Source organism: Neisseria sp. WLZKY-1 (assembly GCF_046546535.1).
In the GTDB taxonomy this organism is placed as follows: Bacteria; Pseudomonadota; Gammaproteobacteria; order Burkholderiales; family Neisseriaceae; genus Neisseria.
This window is the reverse complement of sequence record NZ_JBKGTW010000009.1, coordinates 43,584-62,797: the sequence shown is the minus strand read 5'-3', so window position 1 is coordinate 62,797 and position 19,214 is coordinate 43,584. Positions and strand designations below refer to the sequence as shown.

General features: G+C 54.0%; 21 protein-coding genes. 12 read left to right on the top strand and 9 right to left on the bottom strand.

Features of this window, described 5'->3' with window-relative positions; genetic code table 11:
• Nucleotides 1-269: 269 nt before the first annotated feature.
• From murB to glnD, 3 genes are all read right to left on the bottom strand, one after another.
• Nucleotides 270-1,289, bottom strand: a complete 1,020-nt coding sequence (murB, locus tag ACLD9W_RS04445) for a UDP-N-acetylmuramate dehydrogenase (protein ID WP_410840882.1) — start codon at nucleotides 1,287-1,289, stop codon at nucleotides 270-272.
• Complete coding sequence (locus ACLD9W_RS04440) at nucleotides 1,286-2,668, bottom strand: MATE family efflux transporter (RefSeq protein ID WP_410840881.1); 1,383 nt, start codon at nucleotides 2,666-2,668, stop codon at nucleotides 1,286-1,288. The genes murB and ACLD9W_RS04440 overlap by 4 nt, the downstream gene beginning before the upstream one ends.
• Nucleotides 2,669-3,024: 356 nt before the next feature.
• Nucleotides 3,025-5,592 carry a [protein-PII] uridylyltransferase gene (gene glnD / locus ACLD9W_RS04435; RefSeq protein ID WP_410840886.1) on the bottom strand — a complete coding sequence of 856 codons (2,568 nt, stop codon included), beginning with the start codon at nucleotides 5,590-5,592 and terminating at the stop codon, nucleotides 3,025-3,027.
• 515 nt (nucleotides 5,593-6,107) lie between these two features.
• Between glnD and ACLD9W_RS04430 the strand changes: the two genes are divergently transcribed.
• The 8 genes from ACLD9W_RS04430 (at nucleotide 6,108) to ACLD9W_RS04395 (ending at nucleotide 11,460) form a co-directional block, all read left to right on the top strand.
• Nucleotides 6,108-7,457, top strand: coding sequence for a replication initiation factor domain-containing protein (locus tag ACLD9W_RS04430; protein WP_410840880.1), 1,350 nt, complete (start codon nucleotides 6,108-6,110; stop codon nucleotides 7,455-7,457).
• A 51-nt stretch (nucleotides 7,458-7,508) separates the two neighbouring features.
• Nucleotides 7,509-7,802 carry a hypothetical protein gene (locus ACLD9W_RS04425; protein ID WP_410840879.1) on the top strand — a complete coding sequence of 98 codons (294 nt, stop codon included), beginning with the start codon at nucleotides 7,509-7,511 and terminating at the stop codon, nucleotides 7,800-7,802.
• Nucleotides 7,803-7,806: 4 nt separating this feature from the next.
• A complete protein-coding gene (locus ACLD9W_RS04420; RefSeq protein WP_410840878.1) occupies nucleotides 7,807-8,022 on the top strand; it encodes a hypothetical protein in 216 nt (71 codons plus the stop codon).
• A 58-nt stretch (nucleotides 8,023-8,080) separates the two neighbouring features.
• Nucleotides 8,081-8,281, top strand: coding sequence for a major capsid protein (locus ACLD9W_RS04415; protein WP_410840877.1), 201 nt, complete (start codon nucleotides 8,081-8,083; stop codon nucleotides 8,279-8,281).
• A gap of 60 nt (nucleotides 8,282-8,341) precedes the next feature.
• Entirely contained in the window at nucleotides 8,342-8,572 is a 231-nt protein-coding gene (locus ACLD9W_RS04410) for a hypothetical protein (RefSeq protein WP_410840876.1), read from the top strand.
• A 163-nt stretch (nucleotides 8,573-8,735) separates the two neighbouring features.
• Nucleotides 8,736-9,998, top strand: coding sequence for a virulence factor TspB C-terminal domain-related protein (locus ACLD9W_RS04405; RefSeq protein WP_410840875.1), 1,263 nt, complete (start codon nucleotides 8,736-8,738; stop codon nucleotides 9,996-9,998).
• Complete coding sequence (locus ACLD9W_RS04400) at nucleotides 9,998-10,282, top strand: DUF2523 family protein (protein WP_410840874.1); 285 nt, start codon at nucleotides 9,998-10,000, stop codon at nucleotides 10,280-10,282. Before ACLD9W_RS04405 ends, ACLD9W_RS04400 begins: the two co-directional genes overlap by 1 nt.
• Nucleotides 10,283-10,290: 8 nt before the next feature.
• Nucleotides 10,291-11,460, top strand: coding sequence for a zonular occludens toxin domain-containing protein (locus ACLD9W_RS04395; protein WP_410840873.1), 1,170 nt, complete (start codon nucleotides 10,291-10,293; stop codon nucleotides 11,458-11,460).
• Nucleotides 11,461-11,639: 179 nt separating this feature from the next.
• Here ACLD9W_RS04395 and ACLD9W_RS04390 read toward each other — a convergent pair whose 3' ends face one another.
• From ACLD9W_RS04390 to ACLD9W_RS04365, 6 genes are all read right to left on the bottom strand, one after another.
• Entirely contained in the window at nucleotides 11,640-11,981 is a 342-nt protein-coding gene (locus ACLD9W_RS04390; protein ID WP_410840872.1) for a hypothetical protein, read from the bottom strand.
• 851 nt (nucleotides 11,982-12,832) lie between these two features.
• Entirely contained in the window at nucleotides 12,833-13,039 is a 207-nt protein-coding gene (locus ACLD9W_RS04385) for a hypothetical protein (protein WP_410840871.1), read from the bottom strand.
• A 4-nt stretch (nucleotides 13,040-13,043) separates the two neighbouring features.
• Nucleotides 13,044-13,256 carry a hypothetical protein gene (locus ACLD9W_RS04380; RefSeq protein ID WP_410840870.1) on the bottom strand — a complete coding sequence of 71 codons (213 nt, stop codon included), beginning with the start codon at nucleotides 13,254-13,256 and terminating at the stop codon, nucleotides 13,044-13,046.
• A 215-nt stretch (nucleotides 13,257-13,471) separates the two neighbouring features.
• Nucleotides 13,472-14,209, bottom strand: a complete 738-nt coding sequence (gene ubiE / locus ACLD9W_RS04375; protein ID WP_094031090.1) for a bifunctional demethylmenaquinone methyltransferase/2-methoxy-6-polyprenyl-1,4-benzoquinol methylase UbiE — start codon at nucleotides 14,207-14,209, stop codon at nucleotides 13,472-13,474.
• A gap of 39 nt (nucleotides 14,210-14,248) precedes the next feature.
• On the bottom strand, nucleotides 14,249-14,677 hold the full coding sequence (locus tag ACLD9W_RS04370) for a gamma-butyrobetaine hydroxylase-like domain-containing protein (protein WP_410840869.1): 429 nt from the start codon (nucleotides 14,675-14,677) through the stop codon (nucleotides 14,249-14,251).
• A 25-nt stretch (nucleotides 14,678-14,702) separates the two neighbouring features.
• Nucleotides 14,703-15,626: an AEC family transporter gene (locus ACLD9W_RS04365; protein ID WP_094031092.1), complete on the bottom strand. Its 924-nt coding sequence runs from the start codon at nucleotides 15,624-15,626 to the stop codon at nucleotides 14,703-14,705.
• A gap of 363 nt (nucleotides 15,627-15,989) precedes the next feature.
• Here ACLD9W_RS04365 and nadE point away from each other — a divergent pair, with 363 nt between their 5' ends.
• The 4 genes from nadE (at nucleotide 15,990) to gshA (ending at nucleotide 19,148) form a co-directional block, all read left to right on the top strand.
• The gene (gene nadE, locus ACLD9W_RS04360; RefSeq protein WP_094031094.1) at nucleotides 15,990-16,784 is read left to right on the top strand and encodes an NAD(+) synthase; all 795 of its coding nucleotides are present in this window, start codon (nucleotides 15,990-15,992) and stop codon (nucleotides 16,782-16,784) included.
• Between the two features lie 140 nt (nucleotides 16,785-16,924).
• Nucleotides 16,925-17,347, top strand: a complete 423-nt coding sequence (locus tag ACLD9W_RS04355) for a hypothetical protein (RefSeq protein ID WP_410840868.1) — start codon at nucleotides 16,925-16,927, stop codon at nucleotides 17,345-17,347.
• A 19-nt stretch (nucleotides 17,348-17,366) separates the two neighbouring features.
• Entirely contained in the window at nucleotides 17,367-17,588 is a 222-nt protein-coding gene (locus tag ACLD9W_RS04350) for a hypothetical protein (RefSeq protein WP_410840867.1), read from the top strand.
• Nucleotides 17,589-17,798: 210 nt separating this feature from the next.
• Nucleotides 17,799-19,148, top strand: coding sequence for a glutamate--cysteine ligase (gene gshA, locus ACLD9W_RS04345; RefSeq protein ID WP_094031095.1), 1,350 nt, complete (start codon nucleotides 17,799-17,801; stop codon nucleotides 19,146-19,148).
• Nucleotides 19,149-19,214 lie beyond the last annotated feature (66 nt).

The window sequence follows — 19,214 nt, the reverse complement described above, 5'->3', positions numbered from 1 at the left end:
AGGTTTATTAAGGATCATTTTGCTAGAAAATGAATTTGCAGCAGTAAATTTGTTACTTAGTGCGTTGCTTCTCTGATTTAGCAGTAAATTTGTTACTTACGCCGAAAACGGAGCTCCAACGAAATGAAAACACGCGCAGCCGTTCTGTCACGAGGCGGCGTACGCGTTCTCTGTCGTATGCAAAAAGGCCGTCTGAAAGTTTTTCAGACGGCCTTTTTGCCGCAGGGTAGGGCGCTTGTATAGTGAAACGGGTTCAGGCCGTCTGAATATCAAACCCAGCCCGGTTCGGCTTCCAATTCGACGCCGAAACGCTCCCGAACCTGTCCGCACACTTCGTCGGCGAGGGCGGCAACGTCGGCTGCGGTGGCGCGGCCGGTGTTCACCAGCACCAGCGCCTGTTTATCGTGCACCGCCGCGCCGCCGACGGTGCGGCCTTTCAGGCCGCAGCGGTCGATCAGCCAGCCGGCGGCCAGTTTCACCGAGCCGTCGCCCTGCGGGTAGCGCGGCATATCGGGGAAGGCGGCGGCAAGGCGTCCGGCCCGTTCTGCCACAACGACGGGGTTTTTGAAGAAGCTGCCGACATTGCCCTGCACCTGCGGGTCGGGCAGTTTGGCGCGGCGGATGCGGCAGACGGCTTGGGCGACGTCGGCGGCACAGGGAGGGCGGCCGCCGCAGATTTCCGCCAGCACGGCGGCCAAATCACCGTAGCCCGTTTTCGCCTCGAAGCGCTCGGACAGGGCGAAGGTGACGGCGGTAATGACGTAGCGGCCGCGGCCTTCCTGCTTGAACAGGCTGTCGCGGTAGGCGAAGCGGCATTGCGCATTGTCCAGCGTGACGAAGCGGCCGGTGTCGAGATCAAAACAGCGCACCGAGCGGATCAGGTCTTTCACTTCGACGCCGTAGGCGCCGATGTTCTGCACGGGCGCGGCGCCGACCGTGCCGGGTATCAGGCTGAGGTTTTCCAGCCCGTTCAGGCCGAGGGCGACAGTGTGCCGCACGAAGTCGTGCCAGATTTCGCCCGCCTGCGCTTCGACAAGCACGGTGCCGTCGGAACGGGCGGTTTCGCGGATGCCTTTTGCCGCCATTTTCACCACTAGGCCGGGATAGTCGCCGCGCAGCAGGATGTTGCTGCCGCCACCCAGCCACAGCACCTTGGCGCGGTTAAAGCAGGGCAGGGCGCACACGTCGGGCAGGGCGGCGGCATCGTCCAGCTCGACAAAAAAACGCGCCCGTGCGTTCAGGCCGAAGGTGTTGAAGGGGCGCAAATCGACGTTTTCGAGTATGTTCATGGCAACAGGCCTTTATCGTTCGACAGGTTTTTGCTGTGTTTTTCCAAGAGCCACACCAACAGCACGGCGGCGGCGGCCAGCGACACGATCAGCGCCGTCCAGAAGCCGTAAATCTTCATATCGGCAAGATTGGCCAGCAGCCAGCCGGGCAGCAGGCCGAAGCCCCAGAAGGCGATGCCGTGCACCAGCATCGGCGCTTTGGTGATTTTGTAGCCGCGCAGGGCGTAGGAAGAAATGCACTGGGTGAAATCGAAAAGTTGGAACAGCGCGGCAAACAGCAGCACGGAAGCGGCCAGCGACAGCACGGCGGCATCGTCGGTGTACATCGACGCCAGCGGCGCGCGCAGCAGCATCAGCAGACTCATCGTGCACAGCGCCAAGCCCAGTCCGAGCACGATGCCGACGCCCGAGATATAACGCGCCCGGCGCCGCTGCCGCCTGCCAAGCGCAAAGCCGACGCGCACGGTAACCGCCGCGCCCAAAGCCTGCGGAATCATGTAGATAATCCCCGTCAGGCTGATCACGACCTGCTGCGCGGCCACATAGTCTTCACCGAATTTGGCAATCAGGAACATGATGAAGGTAAACAGGCTGGCTTCGAGAAAATACGACAGCCCCGACGGCCAGCCCAGCTGCCAAAACTGTTTCTGCGCCGCCCAATCGGGTTTGGAAAAGCCGCCCGCCATGCCGAAGCGGCGGAAATAATCCGCTTTTTTCACATAAAGCCACAAAGCCGCCGCCTGAAACCAGCAAACCAGCATCGTCGCCAGCCCGCAGCCCGCGCCACCCAATTCGGGCATGCCGAATTTCCCGTAAACAAACATATAGTTGAGCGGAACATTCAGCGCCAGAGCCGCCCAACTGATCCACATCAGCGCCTGCGTTTTGTTCAGGCTCGACGTGTAGGCGTGCAGGGCGCGGTGCAGCATCATCGCCGGCATCGCGGGCGCGGTGAACCACATATACTGCGCCAGCATTTTCTCCACCCGCTGCGGCAGGTCGAGATAGGCCAGAAAAGGCGGAACCGCCGCCAGCAGCAACGCCATGCCCGCCATCCCGAGAAACAGGCCGAACCACAAACCCTGCCGCCCCGTTTCGCCGACTTCGGCATATTTTCCTGCGCCGTTGAGCTGCGACACAATCGGATTGAGCGCCGCCATCACCCCCATCCAAGTGATGAACACCGTGGCAAAGGCCGAGCTGCCCAGCGCCACCGCCGCCAGGTCTTCCTTGCCTGCGCCGCCCGCCATCACCGTATCGACAAAGCCTAGCCCCACCGCCGCAATCTGCGCCAGCATCATCGGCCAGGCCAGCACGGCCAGCGCTTTGGCTTCCTTAAAGAAAACGGCGGGGGAGTAACGGTTTGCATCGAGCAGCATAGAGATTCCAAAGTTTCAGACGGCATCAGGGGTGTACTGACATTCGGCTTGCGAGACGGTTTTTTGAGTAAAAAATGCCCGAATGCAAGGAAAAAAGCACAGCAAGGTTGAACACCTGCAGGTATTTTAAAGGCCGTCTGAAAAACAAAACGGTTGCGGAAAAAACACAAGCCGGAGGCATCCGGCAGGGCGCGCATTTTAGCAAACAATGGCGCTGCCGCCGCAAGGTAAAAGACAGAGGCCGTCTGAAAGCCTGCGGTGTTTTTTTCAGACGGCCTCCGTCCGCCGCCATGGCAAACGCAAAAAGGCGGAGTGGTTTTCAGACGGCCTGCAAAAGATTTGGAGCAGAACGGCTTTCAGACGGCCAACACGCCGCGCAAATCTTTTTTCAGCGCCACTTGGCGGTTCGGGTCGGCCAGCTGCGGCGCGTAGAGCAGGAAGCTGTCTTCGGCGCGCTCGTCGGAGGTGTTGATTTTGGCGTAACGCAGGCTGATGGCGTGGCGGTTGAAGATGTCGGCGGTGTCGGCGAGCAGGCCGGGGCGGTTGACGGCGGTGAGGGTGAGGGTATACCAGCCGGGCTGTTCTTCTTCCGCCTGGATGTCGATCAGCGGGGCGATGGGCAGGTGACGGGCGCGGCGGCTGGGAATGCGCCCGGCAGCGGGCGCGGGGGCGGGGCTGCCGTGGAGGAAGGCTGCGAGATCGTGCATCAGCGCGGCTTCGATGCGGCTGCGGTCGGCATCTGTGCTGCCTTCGGGCGGGCGCACGGCGAAGGTGTCGAGCACAAAATCGTGGTCGGTAACAAAGGCGCGCGCAGCGGCGATGTCGAGATTGTGGCGGGCGAGGATGCGGCACAGACCCGAGAAAATGCCGTGTGCGTTGGGCAGATAGGCGGCGATTTGCAGCATGCCGGGGTCGGCGGGGTGGGGGCGGATACGGGCGAAGGGGGCTTCGGGATCGGCGGCGACGGCGGCAGTGTGCCAGAGGATTTCGCTTTCCTGATGGCGCACGAAATAGGCTTCGCCGAGGGCTTTCCACAGGCGGCGGCGCTGTTTTTCGTCGTATCCTGCTTGGGCGAGGGCGGCTGCGGCGGCACTCTGGCGGCGGCCGGTAACGGCTTCGCGGCTGTCGGGATTGCCGGAGAGATGGCGGGAGGCCGTCTGAAAAAGGGTGTGCAAGAGACCCGCTTTCCACGAGTTCCACAGTTTGGGGCTGGTGCCGCGGATGTCGGCAACGGTAAGCAGATACAGGGCGGACAGGCGTTCGGCCGTCTGCACGCGGCGGCAGAAGCGGGCGACGACTTCGGGGTCTTGAATGTCTTCTTTCTGCGCGGTAAGCGACATTAAAAGATGGTTTTCCACCAGCCAGCAGAGCAGGGCGGCATCATCTTGCGGCATGAAGTGGTCAGCGGCAAAACGGCGGGCGTCGGCCACGCCTTCGCGGGAGTGGTCGCCGCCGCGTCCTTTGGCGATGTCGTGGAAGAAGGCGGCGAGGTAGAGAACGTAGGGCTTGGCAAACGCGTGCATCAGGGAAGAGGCGAAAGGCAGCTCGTGCAGGTGCTGCTCCATCGCCAGCCGCCGCATATTGCGCAGGACGGTGAGGATGTGGTCGTCGACGGGGTAGATGTGGAAGAGGTCGTGCTGCAACAGGCCGACGATGTTTTCCCACGCGGGCAGGTAGCGGCCGAGCACGCCGTAGAGGTTGAGAAAACGCATGGTGTGGGTGAGGCCGCTGCCGTAGCGGAAAAAGCCGATAAAGCGGCGGCGGTTGGTTTCGTCGGCGTAAAACGCGGCATCGATATGGCGCGTGGCCGCCCACCAGGCGCGCAGGGTTTTCGGCGCCAATTCGCTCAAATCGCTGCGCGTCTGCAAAATCTCCACAGCGCGGAAAATGTGTTCGGGCTGCCTGCCGAACAGGTTTTTGTCGCGCACGGCCAGCTGGTTGCCGATTTGGTAATAGTCGGCGTCGATGTCGCGCACGATACGCGGCAGCGGCGAATACACGCGGCCGCGCAGCATCGGCAGGATAATGCCGTTGAGCTGCTTTACTGCCTTGGCGGCGCGGTAAAAGCCGCTCATCAGCCGCTCGTTCTTTTTCAGACGGCCTCTGCCGGGCGCATCGGGCATACCGTCTGCCAAACGGTTTTGCAGATCGAAAACCAGCCGGTCTTCTTCGCGTCCGGCCGCCAGATGCAGATCGATGCGGATGGCGGCCAGATTGCGGTGGCTGCGTACCAGAAGTGCGGCTTCGGCGCGCGTGAGGATGCGGCGGCGGAGCAGGGCGGCGATGCCTGCGTCCAGCCCCTGCGCTTTGGCCAGCCACAGCATGGTATGGATGTCGCGCAGCCCGCCGGGGCAGGTTTTCACATTCGGTTCGAGCAGCGTGCCCGCCCCCTGCTGCTTGTCGTGCCGCTGGCGCATTTCCAAAAGTTTGCCTTCGACAAAGGCCGCCGGATTGCGCTGCGCCTCCAAAGCGGCAGTGAAATTTTCCGCCAATCCTTTGTTACCGCAGAGAAAACGCGCTTCGAGAAAGGCCGTGTCGGCGGTCAGATCGTCACGCGCGGCGAAACACAGCTCCGCCGCCGTGCCCGATTTCACGGCGGGCGCCAAACCGATGTCCCACCAAGCCTGTACCAGAGCGGCTATCCGCTCCTGTTGCGCTCCGTCCGGCGCCTCGGCGCAAACCAGCACCAAATCGGTGTCGGAAAACGGATAAACCTCGCCTCGCCCGTAACCGCCTGCCGCCAACAGACAACTACCGCCGTCGGGAAAAAAATGCGCCCACACGCCGCAAACCGCCTGATCGACAGCCAAAGCCCAACGGCTGAAAAATTCTTCGGGACGCCGCCACAGCGCATAGGCATCGGCGGCCTGCTGTTGCTGCCGCCGCAGCCGGGCAGCCGTATCGGAAACAAAATCGGGGTTCATCACGAGAAAGAAGCAAAACAAAGCGGCCTGCCGCCGCAGAAATCAAAATTGCGGAAGCAGGCCTTTTACAAGCGAGGCTTCAATGAAGAGACGTGTCGGGTTTATCGTGAAAGGGGATATTCAAAAAAGCAGCCTTACTCATGCTGCTTTAACGTATACTATAAAAATTTAACATAATATAATTTATGCGAAATTACATTAAATTTCCGTGTTTTTTCAGCCGCTTAACCTTAGCCCGTCTTCTTTTGCAATTTTTGCGTTTCGCAACATTCTACCATTCAACCAATTTTCTTTGAAATATCCTGCCTTTTAAAATCATTGATTTTAAAAGATATTTTTTGACTTTATTTTCGCTTCCTAATTATATTTGCGGCCATTCGGCGGCCTGCTGGCCGCTGGTGCGGATGCGCGCTTGCGCGCACGCACAGCGGCGGCAGGCCGTGACCCCCCCCCTATCTAACAGGGGGGTAAGTTACCAAACGCGGGGCTAAGTGGGTTCCTCGGAAATAATCAAAATGGATATTGAACGCGATTTCGAAACATTCGAACACTACGAACAAGTGATAGTCAGTCCTAAGGGGGAATTACTGACTATCCCGCTTCGTCGTGGCGTTTCTGATACCTCATTTATAGATCAAATAACTTTCCGAATTAATGTTGATTCCCTGTGTCTGTTTGCAAAACAAGCTTTTCTGATTTCTGACGAAAGTTACATAAAAGTAGCTTCCGAACAACTTTGCAAAATCCTCGGCTTCGGCATCGCCTACAAACTCAACCATAGCGGAGGCCGTTTTTACGATCACTGCTATCAGATGGGCGATAAAGATGTTCAATATGGCCGTGTCCATATTGGCGGGCAAAACAATACCTTATTGGTTGAATTGACTGCTACCGGATGCATGGCTGCTAAAACAGGATGGGAAAAGCGCTTATACGATTTCCTTATTAAATGTCACGGGGCAAGGATTACCCGTATTGATTTGGCAAAAGATTTTTTTAATGGCGAATACTCTCCGGAGCAAGCAAAACAAGATCGATTGGACGGCCTTTTTACCCGTCATAGGGCAAAAATGCCCGCCGGTGAATCGGTCGGAACAGATTGGGAATCAGATACCAAAAAAGGCAAAACCTACTATATCGGCTCTCGGGAATCTTCCCGATATGTCCGCGTGTATGAGAAGGGTAAACAACTTGGCGATGAGGACAGCATTTGGACACGTTTTGAAGTCGAATTGAAAGCAAGGGACATCGTAATTCCTTTCGATTCCCTGCTTTATCCGGGCGAATACTTCGGCGGAGCATATCCCATTTGCGAAAAATTCAGCAAATTACCTGTTACAAAACAGGTTGATTCTGCAAAGAAAATTTTAGAAATGACCCTTGAAAAAGGTGTCGAATTTATCAAACGCCAGTGCGGTAAATGGCTGGTTGCCATTGAAGAATCATTGCAGGGCAAAAAAACCAAAGAACAAATTTATGAAATGCTTTCAGATGAGGAAGGAAGGCTTCCTAAACGTCTGAAACCTCATAGATTTGCGGCTGAACTCTATGATTCTTCTAACGATATTCATCAGTTTGATTATGAACAAGAAAAAGATTTCATCATAGATCACTATGGCTATATGCCTAAGGTATCTATTGATGAAAACTTATTCCCTGTAATCAAAGCAAAAAATCAGGCAAGGCAAGACGCATATCGTTTGATCAATGAAATTCAAACGGCAAGTGAAACTGAAAAAGAATTCTTGAAAGATATTATTGATCTTGCTGATGAAGACATAGACAAATGTGAACGAATCTATGGCAAAGACTGGATGAAACATTTTGGCGCTAACGCCTATAAATTCTTCCAATATTTTTTATAGCCATATGGCGGGCTGGCTTTGTGTGCCTGCCGATAACCAAAGGAAAAAACTATGCAATTCCCGATTCAAGTAACAGTAATGGGCGTAAAAAAATTCAACGGCAACATTGACGGCAAAAATTTTGACTATTGCCGAATTGTCGCAGCAACTCCAATGGATGAGAGCCAAGGCAACGCCTTGGGAATGTCTTCCACAGAATACGATTTTGGCGGTTCTGTCAATTTTGATCGATTTAAAGGTATTTCATTCCCATTTGAGGCGGTTTTAACCGTTGAAATGGTCGTTAGCGGCAAAGGACAAAAATTTAAAGCCCTCGATTTCAAACCAGTAACTAACAAAGGATAAAGCTATGAGTGGGCTGATACGCGTCTACGTCGTCCAGTCCCTCAATTCAGGCGATTTCCTTTGTCCGTATGAGGGGGATGTTGGCTTCACTCCATATCTTTATCGTGCAGGCTTCTTTTATGACAGAGAGGAAGCGGTAAGTACCGCGATAGAGGAAATAGGCCATAACTTCAACGTCTTTGGATTCTGGGTAGAACAGGATAAGCAGGTTCATCAGTGATTTTTGGGCTGGCCGTTTGCCTTTGAAAACGGCATTTCCTAACTATGGAGTAAAACTTATGAAAACCATGAAAACTAAAGCGGCGGTTGTTGTAACCGCAATTTCAGCCCTTCCGATGGCTGCTCATGCGGCTTTGTCGGATGACGTAAAAAACGCCATTAATGGCGGTTTTTCTAATGCAAACGAAGCTGCCGGTCTCATTATCGGCGGTCTGGCTGTTCTGTTCGGTATCCTGCTCGTGAAACGCCTCTTGCGTTAATCGGCTATGGGGTATCAGGTAGCTAATACCTGTTATCCGACAAGGGAAGCAGCGGAAAATGTGTATTTTTCTACTGTTTCCCCTGTTATAACGGATAACGGCGTTAAACAGATAACCTATAACGGAAACGCTTGGTATTACGGCAGCCAAAAATTACAGGCTGATTTGCCGCAATGCGATCCGGCACAAAATTATCAATTTGGCTATGAGCTGACAATAGCCCTACTTCCTACCGCTGCTGTTTTGTTCGGGGCGAAATTGTTGATTGAGTTGTTTAGGAGTTTGAGATGACAGACGTCTATTTTTGGGCTGGCGCAATACAAGGGTTAATGATTGTTTTCTTTGTAATGACGGCTTTATAAGGGGGATTCATGCAGAAATTTGAAAATGCTTTTTTCATGTTTGTTTTTGCGGCTATGTTTGTAATGAGTGTCTACGTTTTCGGGGTATCTCTGTGAAAAAATACCTTTTAGCCGTCTTCTTGGCGGCTTTTTGTTTGTCTGTTTTTGCAGTCGAAGATGTTGATTGGGATGGTTCGGTTCCGCATGTCAACGCCTGCGATTATGAGCCTTCCAAAGGAAAGTTATATACGACTAAAACCGGTAAAACCATTGATTGCCGCCGGTATTATGTGATGAATCTATACGGTTATCAGGGCAGTGAAGGCAATGTATCTATGGGCATGGATAAGCAGGCGATGTGTCAGGGTACTATCTATTTTTGCAACTATGTAGGGCGCGGCAAGTTTAAACGTCATCCTATTCATCTGTCTTATGTAAATGGTCAATGCAAAAGCGATTACAGATTAATTACTGTCCGTTTTGATGAGGTCAACGGCTCCTATGCCGCCCGTAAAAGACTCGCGTCCCAGCGCCTATCGCATCAATGTCCGGGTGAGGTAGAAAAAGAAGAAAAGCCCGATGACGGCAAGCAGCCAAAGCCCGATGACGGCAAGCAGCCAAAGCCCGATGACGGCAAGCAGCCCAAGCCCGATGACGGTAAACAGCCCAAACCCGATGACGGCAGCAAACCAAAGCCCGACGACGGCAAGCAGCCAAAGCCCGATGACGGCAGTGAACACAAACCCGATGACGGCAAGAAACATGACAAATCGATGGAGGATGTTTTACGCCGTGTTTATGATTCTTTGGATAGGTTAAATAAAAACCTTGAAAATTCCGGTTCGGGTATTCCGGGCGGTAGTGGTAACGGTAGCGGTTCAGGTGGTGGTGGCGGTAAAGGTTCGGGCGGCAGTGGCAGCGGTAGTGGTGGCGGTGCTGGTGGTTCGGGTGGTGGTAGTGGTGGTGGTTCGGGTGGTGGCTCGGGAAGTGGCCCGGGAAGTGGCCCGGGAAGTGGTAACGGCTCGGGTAATGGTAAGTCAGATGGCAAGATTGATGGTAAGGATGAAGGGCGCTGTAAAGGTGATGATAAGAATACTCTAGGTTGTATTACTAGAGATGATTTATTAGGTAATTCTTCTTCTGGGGATTCTGATGATTTTTTGCCCAAAAAAGAGGTTCGCTTAAAATTTAATTTAGATAATTTTTTAGGTTCTGAACGTTTGGAATGTCCTAAATCAAAGGTTTTATACTTGAGTTTTTATAAAATTACTTTGTCTTATCAATGGCTTTGTGATGTTTTGCGTAATATTCGTGGTGTTGTGATTATGGTTTTTTCTTTGTCTGGTGTTATGTTTGTTTTGAAAGAGTTTAAATAATGGCTTTACCGTTGATTCCCGCTATTGGGGCTTTGTTGGCTGGTATTTTTATTAGAAAATTAGTTGTTGGGCTTGGTTTTGCTGCTGTTACATATGTAGGTTTTGATATATTTTTTGATCAGCTTAAACAGTATTTTTATAGTGGTTATTATTCTTTACCTCTTGATTTGGCAATTTTGCTTGATATTGGTGGGTTTAAGCATGGGATAGCTATTTTATTTGGTTGTATTAATTTTAAAGTTTCAACAATTATTTTAACTCGCCTTGAAACTCATCTTTCTTAGGTCTGATCATGATTTATCTGGTAACAGGCACGCCCGGCACTGGCAAGACTGCTATGGTTGTTGACATGATTTTGAATAATGTGGACGGCCTTTTCAAAATGACGATAGAAGACGGAACGGTAGTAGATCGTCCCCTTTATTTCTGTCATATAGACGGCTTGGATGCCAAAAAATTCAAAGCGCATGAATTGAGTGAAGAAGAAATACAGTCTGCGCCCTTGGATCAGATCATGCCCCAGGGCGGTGTTTTAATTGTTGATGAGGCCGATTACACGTATCCCGTTCGCCCTCCCTCTCAAGCTGTTCCGCCCTATATAAAAACCCTTAAAGAACTCCGCCATCATGGATTCACTTTGATTTTGATGGTTCAGCATCCGACAATGATTGATCGTTATATTCGTCAGCTTGTCGCCAAACATATCCATCTTGAGCGTAAAGTCATTGGTACAAAGCGCTATGAGTTTTTCAGATGTGAAGAAAGTTTGAATGCTGCGGCCTTTACTTCTGTCGTTGGTAGCCCGTACCGTCCACCAAAAGAAGCCTTTAAATATTACAAATCGGCCAGCCAGCACATAAAATTTAAAAAGAAGCTTCATCCTGTTTTCATTATGATTCCGATTGGAATCGCCTTTATGTTTTATTTGGGTGTGCCTCTTTTTTCAAAATGGTTTGGTTGGTCGGATAATCAGAGTCAGGTTAAGCAAAAATCCGAACAGCAACACGCCAAAATTGAAGAGCAAGACGCATTGAATATCGTCCAGCCCCCTACCCTGCCCCAACAGTCAAAATTTCAGGAATCGGCCGCTTCTTCCGTTCCTGAATTTACGCCTGAATATTATGAACCTCGGATAACAGACAAGCCGGAAACAGCGCCGATTTATGATAGTGTTCGCAGCATAAAGACATTTGAATATCCTGTTGCTTGTGTATCGTCTGCGAAATCGTGTAATTGTTATTCAGATCAGGGGACGTTAATTAAAATTTCCCGCAAAGCCTGCCAAAAACACATAAAAGACGGCGTATTTAATCCGTATAAAGAGCCAAGACAAGAGGAGTTTTTTAGGCAGATCGATGGCGATCCTCGCCAAAACCGACAAACGGGGCAGGTTTTGGCTTTATCCGGTCATGATGTATATTCCCCTTCTTTAAAATTTTCCGATGGCCCTCCTGCTCAATGAGGGGCTACGGATTAGGGTGGGTAACGTCATAGGCCGAAAGGCAAAAAGTGGGCGGTTTGTTCGCGGTTTTTTCAAACTCCATCCCAGTTTGAAATAAACCGTGAACAAACCGCCCTACCCTTTCGGCCATGTCGTAGGGTGGGACGGTCTGGCCGCCTGAACTTTCAGGCGGCTAGACCTTAACTAGCTAGCCAAGCTAGCTTGTCGCGCATGTGTCGTAGTGCGAAATCTACGGCTTCCGAGTAAGTTCGGAAGATGGGTATCTTGTTTTTCTCAATGTAGAACAAAGCGATTTGTTCTAACTCTATTTCTGCTTCGGTTTTGCAGAAAGGCCGGTTATAGAGCCGTTCCCGCTCTCCGCTTTCTGTAATTCTCATGATGTATCCTGTTTCATCGTCATACCAAAATGAAGGGCCATAGCACTCATTTTTGTCTAGACAGGGCTCGATGAACTCGATTGTTAAATATTTTCTGTCAACTTCGTTGATTTCGTTTGTTTCTTTGTTAAAATAGTAATACATGGTGGACTCCTTAAAGGATGGTTAATAAAAGAACGTGCGTCCACTGCTCAGGACGGGAGGAGCTGGCGGAGGGGAAAGATCGCTAGTGAAGTTGCAAGTCCGCCTTGTGGGTGGGCATGGTTTCTAAGCTGTCAGTCCGGTTATCGCAGTTCGTATGGGGTGCAGTGTTGAAAAAACCGCGCGGCCAAAAGCGCAAGGGGAAGGTTTGTAGCGAAATGTAAACGGCCATGAAAAAGACTATTTCTTTTTCATGGCCGTTTACATTTCGTTATGAATACCCCTTGCGCTTTTGGCCGCGCGGTTTTTTAATCACGGAACCCCATATGAACGCCTGCGATAACCGGACTGACAGCGGCCATGCCCACCCACAAGGCGGACTTGTAACGAAACGGGTCGCTTCTGTACCCTCTGCCGGATTCCCCGGACTCAAAAGGGTGGGAGCATCGCAGGCAAAAGGGGAATAACGTGGGCGGTTTGTTCGCGGTTTTTTCAAACTCCATCCCAGTTTGAAATAAACCGTGAAAAACCGCCCTCCCCTTTTGCCTGTGATGCTTTGGGTGGGTAAAAAAGGGTTGGGAAAAACGGCCGGCTGAAAATCAGCCTATTTTCGGCCGGCCGTTTCGGGTGGGGGCATAATGCAACCGGAGGGCGCAGAGCTTAGGGATTAGAACACCGGTGCGAAAATGAAAACTACCGTTTATCTGCCCATAAGCCCTATGGCCACGCAGATAAACGGTAGTTTTTAGTTGAGTTGTGTTAGCGGGTGTATTTTGGCCGCTTACAGAATTCAAGCCCGACCCCGCCACTCAGGGCGGGGGAAGCCAAAAAAAACTATGCGGCTAAACCGCTTTTTATTTCTTCTGCTCTCCTTGTTTTGCTATTTTCTGTAAAGCTTCGAGCGTTTCACGTTGTATTTTTAATTCTTCTTCTTTTCTCTTTTCTTCTTTCATTTTTTCCATTGCTTCTATTGTGGCGCAAAAGACACAATAAACGAAGTATGCAATTAGAATCCATACTAGGCCTTTTGCCGAAAAAATCCATCTGATGATTGTTTCCATATTTCTACGTTTCTTTCTGTTCTGTCTGCTTTGCTATTTTTTCCAGTGCCTCGAGTGTTTTGCGTTTTATGCGCAATTCTTCTTCCCTTTTGTCTTTTTCCTCTTTTTCGTATTTGGCTGCAATTTTGCAGCCAAAATAAATTAAGCCGATCATTGATGCAGTTGCAAAGATTGCTATTGCTCCATATCCGAACAGCATGAATTTTGTTACTGACATTTTTCACCCCTCTATCTGTTGTTTTATTGCTCGTTTTTTTGAAATTTGTAATTAGCAATTTTCTGCTAAAATTACCTAAATTAATGAATTTTCACATAATATAATTTATGCGAAATTAAACTTACAGCATACAAACCTGTTTTAACCGATTCTTCCGTTTTCACTTCGTTAAAGCGTGCTTTCAGACGGCCTGACAACCGCAGCGCTTGTCACAATCAGAATTTCACGCCTTTGTGTAAGGCAACGATGCCTGCGCTCATGTTGTGGTAATCGACGCTGTCGAAGCCCGCGTCGAGCATCATCTGTTTGAGCGTTTCCTGATCGGGATGCATACGGATGGACTCGGCGAGGTATTGGTAGCTGTCGGCGTCTTTGGCGATGAGTTTGCCCATCAGCGGCAGCAGTTTGAACGAGTACACGTCGTACGCGCCCTCCAGCGGCTTGTAAACCTTGGAAAACTCGAGCACCAAAAGCGTGCCGCCGGGTTTGATCACGCGGTACATTTCTTTGAGCGCGGCGTCTTTGTGGGTCATGTTGCGCAGGCCGAAAGCGACGGACACGAGGTTGAAATAGTTGTCGGGAAACGGCAGCTTCTCCGCGTCGGCCAGCGACACGGGCAGAATCAGGCCTTCGTTGAGCAGGCGGTCGCGGCCGACGGTGAGCATGGAGGAGTTGATGTCGGTAAGCCACACTTCGCCCTCTTTGCCCACGCGCTTGGCCCAGCCGCGCGACAAATCGCCCGTGCCGCCGGCGATGTCGAGCACTTTGTCGCCTTTTTTCAGACGCGCGGTGTGGATGGTGAAGTGTTTCCACACGCGGTGCAGGCCGCCGGACATCACGTCGTTCATGATGTCGTAGTTTTTGGCAACGGAGTGAAACACTTCGGCCACTTTGCCGGCTTTTTCGTTTTCGTTGACGGTGGAGAAACCGAAGTGGGTTTTTTGCTCGCTCATGGGTGTTTTTCTTTCTGTGACAGGGGTTTCAGACGGCCTTCAATGCCCACCGCAGCTTCCGCCGCCGCAGCCGTGTCCGCCTTTCTTTTTTGGTGCGGGGGCGTCGGCGGCGGACGGTGTGCGCGAGGCACCGGCGGCTTCGAGGCGGGCGAGGTAGTCGCGCCACATTGTATCGTATCCGTGTGCCAGTTTATACAGATAGTCCCAGTCGTAGAGGCCGCTGTCGTGGCCGTCTGAAAAGACGATTTTCAGGGCGTAATGGCCGACGGGTTCGAGGTCGGTAATCAGGACGCCGAGTTTGCCGGTCTGCAAAACTTCCTGGCCGGGAGCGTGGCCGCGCACTTGCGCGCTGGGGGAATAGACGCGCAGGTATTCGGCGGGCAGTTCGCGCGTTTGGCCGCCGTAAACGAGGGCGAGGACGGCGCGGTCGGGGCGCAGGCGGATTTCTTCGGGAACGGGGTTTTGCATATTGTCGGTTCTTTGTGTTTAGGGTTTAACGGCCGAACAGCAGCACCAGCGAGATGCTGGCGAAAGACAGCACGGTGGTCAGCAGCATGATGGCGGCGCCGCGCTGTTCGTGGCCGTATTGGCTGTGGACGATGGCCACCATGCTCGCCATCGGCACGCAGGAAAGCAGCGCACCGGCAAACAGCGTGTCCCTGCCCGCACCCAAAAGCAGCAGGAACAACACGGTCAGCAGCGGGAACACGGCCAATTTCAGCAGGGTCAAGATCAGGATGTCGGCCAGTTTGCCGCCGAGTTTCAGGCCGACGAGGCTGCCGCCGATAACAAACAGGGCAACAGGCGCGGCGCCTGCGGCAAGGACGGACGAGGTTTTCAGCAGCGCCCCGGGCAGCGGCAGCCAGCCTAAGGCAAACGGCAGCGCGGCAAACTGGGCGAGGATAATCGGGTTTTTCAACAGGTTTTTCGCTACGGGCAGCAGCGTTTTCAGACGGCCTCCGCCCTGCCCGCCCGCCGAGTCGGCCAACAGGAAAAACAGTGGAATCAGAAACATATTTTCCACCAGCACGTTCATGGCGAAATACGGCGCGGCCGCCTCGCCGATCACCATCGCCAGCAGCGGATAGCCGATGAAGCCGGTGTTGGAAAACGATACGGAAAAACCACCCAGCGCCGAAAGCGTGCCGTCGCCGCCGCGCAGGCGCACCACAAGCGCGCCGAGGGCAAACAGCGCCAGCGTCGCGCCGCCGTAGCCCAAAAGATACGCCGCGTCAAACACTTCGCGGAACGGTTTGCCCGCGATGGCGAAAAACACCAGCGCGGGCAGGCCGATTTTCATCACGAATTTCGCCGCGCCGCGCAACTCCTCGAAACGGAACACGCCGCCGCGCACTGCCGCCCAGCCCAGGCCGATAATCAGGAAAATCGGCGCGGTGATATTGAAAACTTCCAGCATGGCGGTCTCGGTTCGTGCGGTGAAAACGGAAAGCGCGGATTCTAGCAGAAGCGGCAGGCCGTCTGAAACCGCCCTGCCCCGCTTTCGGATTGTAAAGCCCGCAGGCGCGGGTTATAGTGCCGCCCGTTTTCCCGCCCTCCCCTGCCCCTAGGGTCTGTTGACAATCAGCCTTGCGGCGGTGTTTTTGGTAAAAATCCGCGCCTGCCGCGTCAAAAATGCTCGCAAGATGTCCAATCTTGCTGTGCTTTTTTCCTTGCATCCGCGAATTTTTCCTCAAAAAACCGCTTCGCAAGCTGAATGTCAACAGCCCCTAGGGCGTGTTGATTGTCAACACGCCCTAGGCCGTCTGAAAAAGGATTTTCCATGCAAACACAAGCCGTAGCCGGACACATTGTCCGCTGGCTACAGGACTACGCCGCCTCCGCCCGCGCCAAAGGCTTTGCCGTCGGCATTTCCGGCGGCGTCGATTCCGCCGTCGTCTCCGCCCTCGCCGCCCGCAGCGGCCTCAACGTTCTGCTGCTGGAAATGCCCATCCGCCAGCAGGCCGACCAGGTCAGCCGCGCGCAGGAGCATATCGCGCGCCTGCAAAGCGCGTTTGCCAACGTCAAAAGCCTGCGCGCCGACCTCACGCCCACGTTTAACCTGTTTGCCGACACCGTCAACGTAGACGAAGCCGAATACCCCGCCAAGCAGCTCGCCCTTGCCAACAGCCGCGCCCGCCTGCGTATGCTCACCCTCTATTACTACGCGCAAATCAACGGCCTGCTCGTGGCGGGTACGGGCAACAAAATCGAAGATTTCGGCGTCGGCTTCTTCACCAAATACGGCGACGGCGGCGTCGACCTCAGCCCGATAGCCGGCCTCACCAAAACGCAGGTGTACGAACTGGCTGACCACCTTGACATCCTGCCCGCCATCCGCCAAGCCGTGCCGACCGACGGCCTGTGGGACACCGAGCGCACCGACGAAGCGCAGATGGGCGCGAGTTATCCCGAACTCGAACGCGCCATGGCCGCCGCCGAAGCGGGCAAAACGCGCGACGATTTTTCCGGCCGCGAGCAGGAAGTGTTCGACATCTACACCCGCCTCAACCGCGCCGCCCAGCACAAAATCCGCCCGATACCCGTGTGCGAAATCCCGCCGCAAATGCTGGCCTGAGTTTCAGAAACGTCATTCCCGCGTTATGTCCCGAAGGGGTATAGGCGGCAACGGCCTTTCTGACGGACACACGACAGGCCGTCTGAAAACCGCAAAATAGGCGTTTCACTTCAGACGGCCTTTTACATAAGGAAATCTTGATGCAGGAACCCTGGGGCTACAACAAACATATCGACATGGTCGAAGTGTTGCCCGGACATCTGGCCAAAGCCGTGCGCCATGCCCGCACCCGCCGCTGCGGCATACGGATAAGCGGCAGGCTCAGCGCGCTGTTTGCGCCCGTGCCTGCGGCCGGGTTGCCGGCAACGCTTGATTTTTCGCCGCTCGAACGCTATCCCGAGCTGCCGCAGCTGATGCTGGACGATTTTGCCGTGTCCGCCGTCTGCCGTACCGATGTTCTGTACAGCCTGCCGCAGCTGGCCGTGCTGATACTCGAACAGCCGCTCGACATCGATATTTCCCGCCTTGCCGCCCTGAAAGACCTGCGCTGCGTATATTCGCCTGCCGTGCGCAATATCGGCGCGGCGGAGAAGTTGGAACGGCTGCATCTCTGGTCATATTAAAGAAAAAGACCTGCACGGCTTGGGCGGATTGGCCGCGCTGAAAGATCTGATGCTGGTGCGCCCGTCGCTGCGCTCGCTGGACGGCATAGAGGGCATGGCATCGCTGGAAACACTCGATATCAGCCACCCCCGCAGCCTGACCGACGTCCGCGCCCTTCAAACGCTGCTGCGCTGCCGCCCGCTGAAAAACATTAGCCTGCCGCCGAAGTGTTACGATCTCTTGGAACAGGAACAGGCGTGAGGCCGTCTGAAAACCCGCCCGCCGCTTTTAAAGGCGTTGCAGACGTGCTTTTCGGAAACGTCGTTCCCGCGTTTATGCCCCGAAGGGGTATAGGCGGGAGCGGCCTGCAAATAACTTCAGGCAATAAGGATAAAAACGGGCGTTACTTGTACAGGCCGTCTGAAAACCCTATCATGCGCGGATTTTCAATCCAGCAGACAGGTAAACGAAATGCCCCTAGCCGTGATGTCCGAAACATATCTGAGCGAACTCCAGGCCTTCGAGCGCAAAATCCTGGCCAAACAGCCGCAGATCGAAGCCTGGTTCCGCGCCAAATGGAAAGAGCACACCCCGCCCTTTTACGGCTCGGTCGACATCCGCAACGCCGGTTACAAAATGGCCTCCATCGACATGAACCTTTTCCCCGGCGGCTTCAACAACCTCAACCCCCAATTCGTCCAACTCGCCGCCCATGCCGCCCAAGACGCAGTGGAGCGCGCCTGCCCGCAGGCCAAATCCGTGCTCATCGTGCCCGAAAACCACACCCGCAACACCTTCTACCTGCAAAACGTCCATGCCCTCAGCACCATCCTGCGCACCGCAGGCTTTGAAGTGCGCCTAGGCAGCCTCAACCCCGAAATCACCGCACCCACGGAATTCACCACCGCCCTCGGCGACACCATCACCCTCGAGCCGCTGCAACGCACGCGCGGCCGCGTCCATCTGGCCGACGGCTTCTCGCCCTGCCTCATCCTGCTCAACAACGATCTCTCCGCTGGCGTGCCCGACATCCTCAAAGACATCAGCCAAACCGTGCTGCCGCCGCTGCACGGCGGTTGGACGACGCGGCGCAAAACCGCCCATTTCGCCGCCTACAACCACATCGCCGCCGAGTTTGCCGAACTGGTGGGGCTCGACGAATGGCAGATCAATCCCTACTTCGAGCAGATTTCCGGCCTCAACTTCCAAGAGCGCGAGGGCGAAGACGCGCTGGCCGAGGCTGTGGACAGAATGTTGGCGAAAATACAGGCGAAATACGACGAAAAAGGCATCACCGACCAACCCTTTGTGATCGTCAAAGCCGACGCGGGTACTTACGGCATGGGCGTGATGAGCGTCAAATCCGCCGACGAAGTGCGCGGCCTCAACCGTAAAAACCGCAACAAAATGGCGAAAATCAAAGAAGGCCTGGAAGTGAGCGAGGTCATTGTGCAGGAAGGCATTTACACCTACGAAACCGTCAACGGCTCGGTGTCCGAACCCGTGGTGTACATGATCGACCGCTTTGTTGTCGGCGGCTTCTTCCGCGTCCACGAAGGCCGCGCCGCCGACGAAAACCTCAACGCCACCGGTATGTCCTTCGTCCAGCTCAACCACATCATCCCCGTTGCCGAAGACGGCGGCGCGCAGGAGCAGGACGACGAACCGAACAAGCGCGTGTTCGAGCAGTGGCAGGAATTGGGCGTGCCGCAAACCAACGCCGCCGACCCCGACTGCGGCTGCAACCGCCTCTATGTCTACGGCGTGATGGCGCGTCTGTCGCTCTTGGCCGCCGCCGTCGAACTCGAACAAACCGCCTGATGCCGCCGCTACGGCAGAGGCCGTCTGAAAACCCTCCCGCGTTTTCAGACGGCCTTTTTCCTTTGC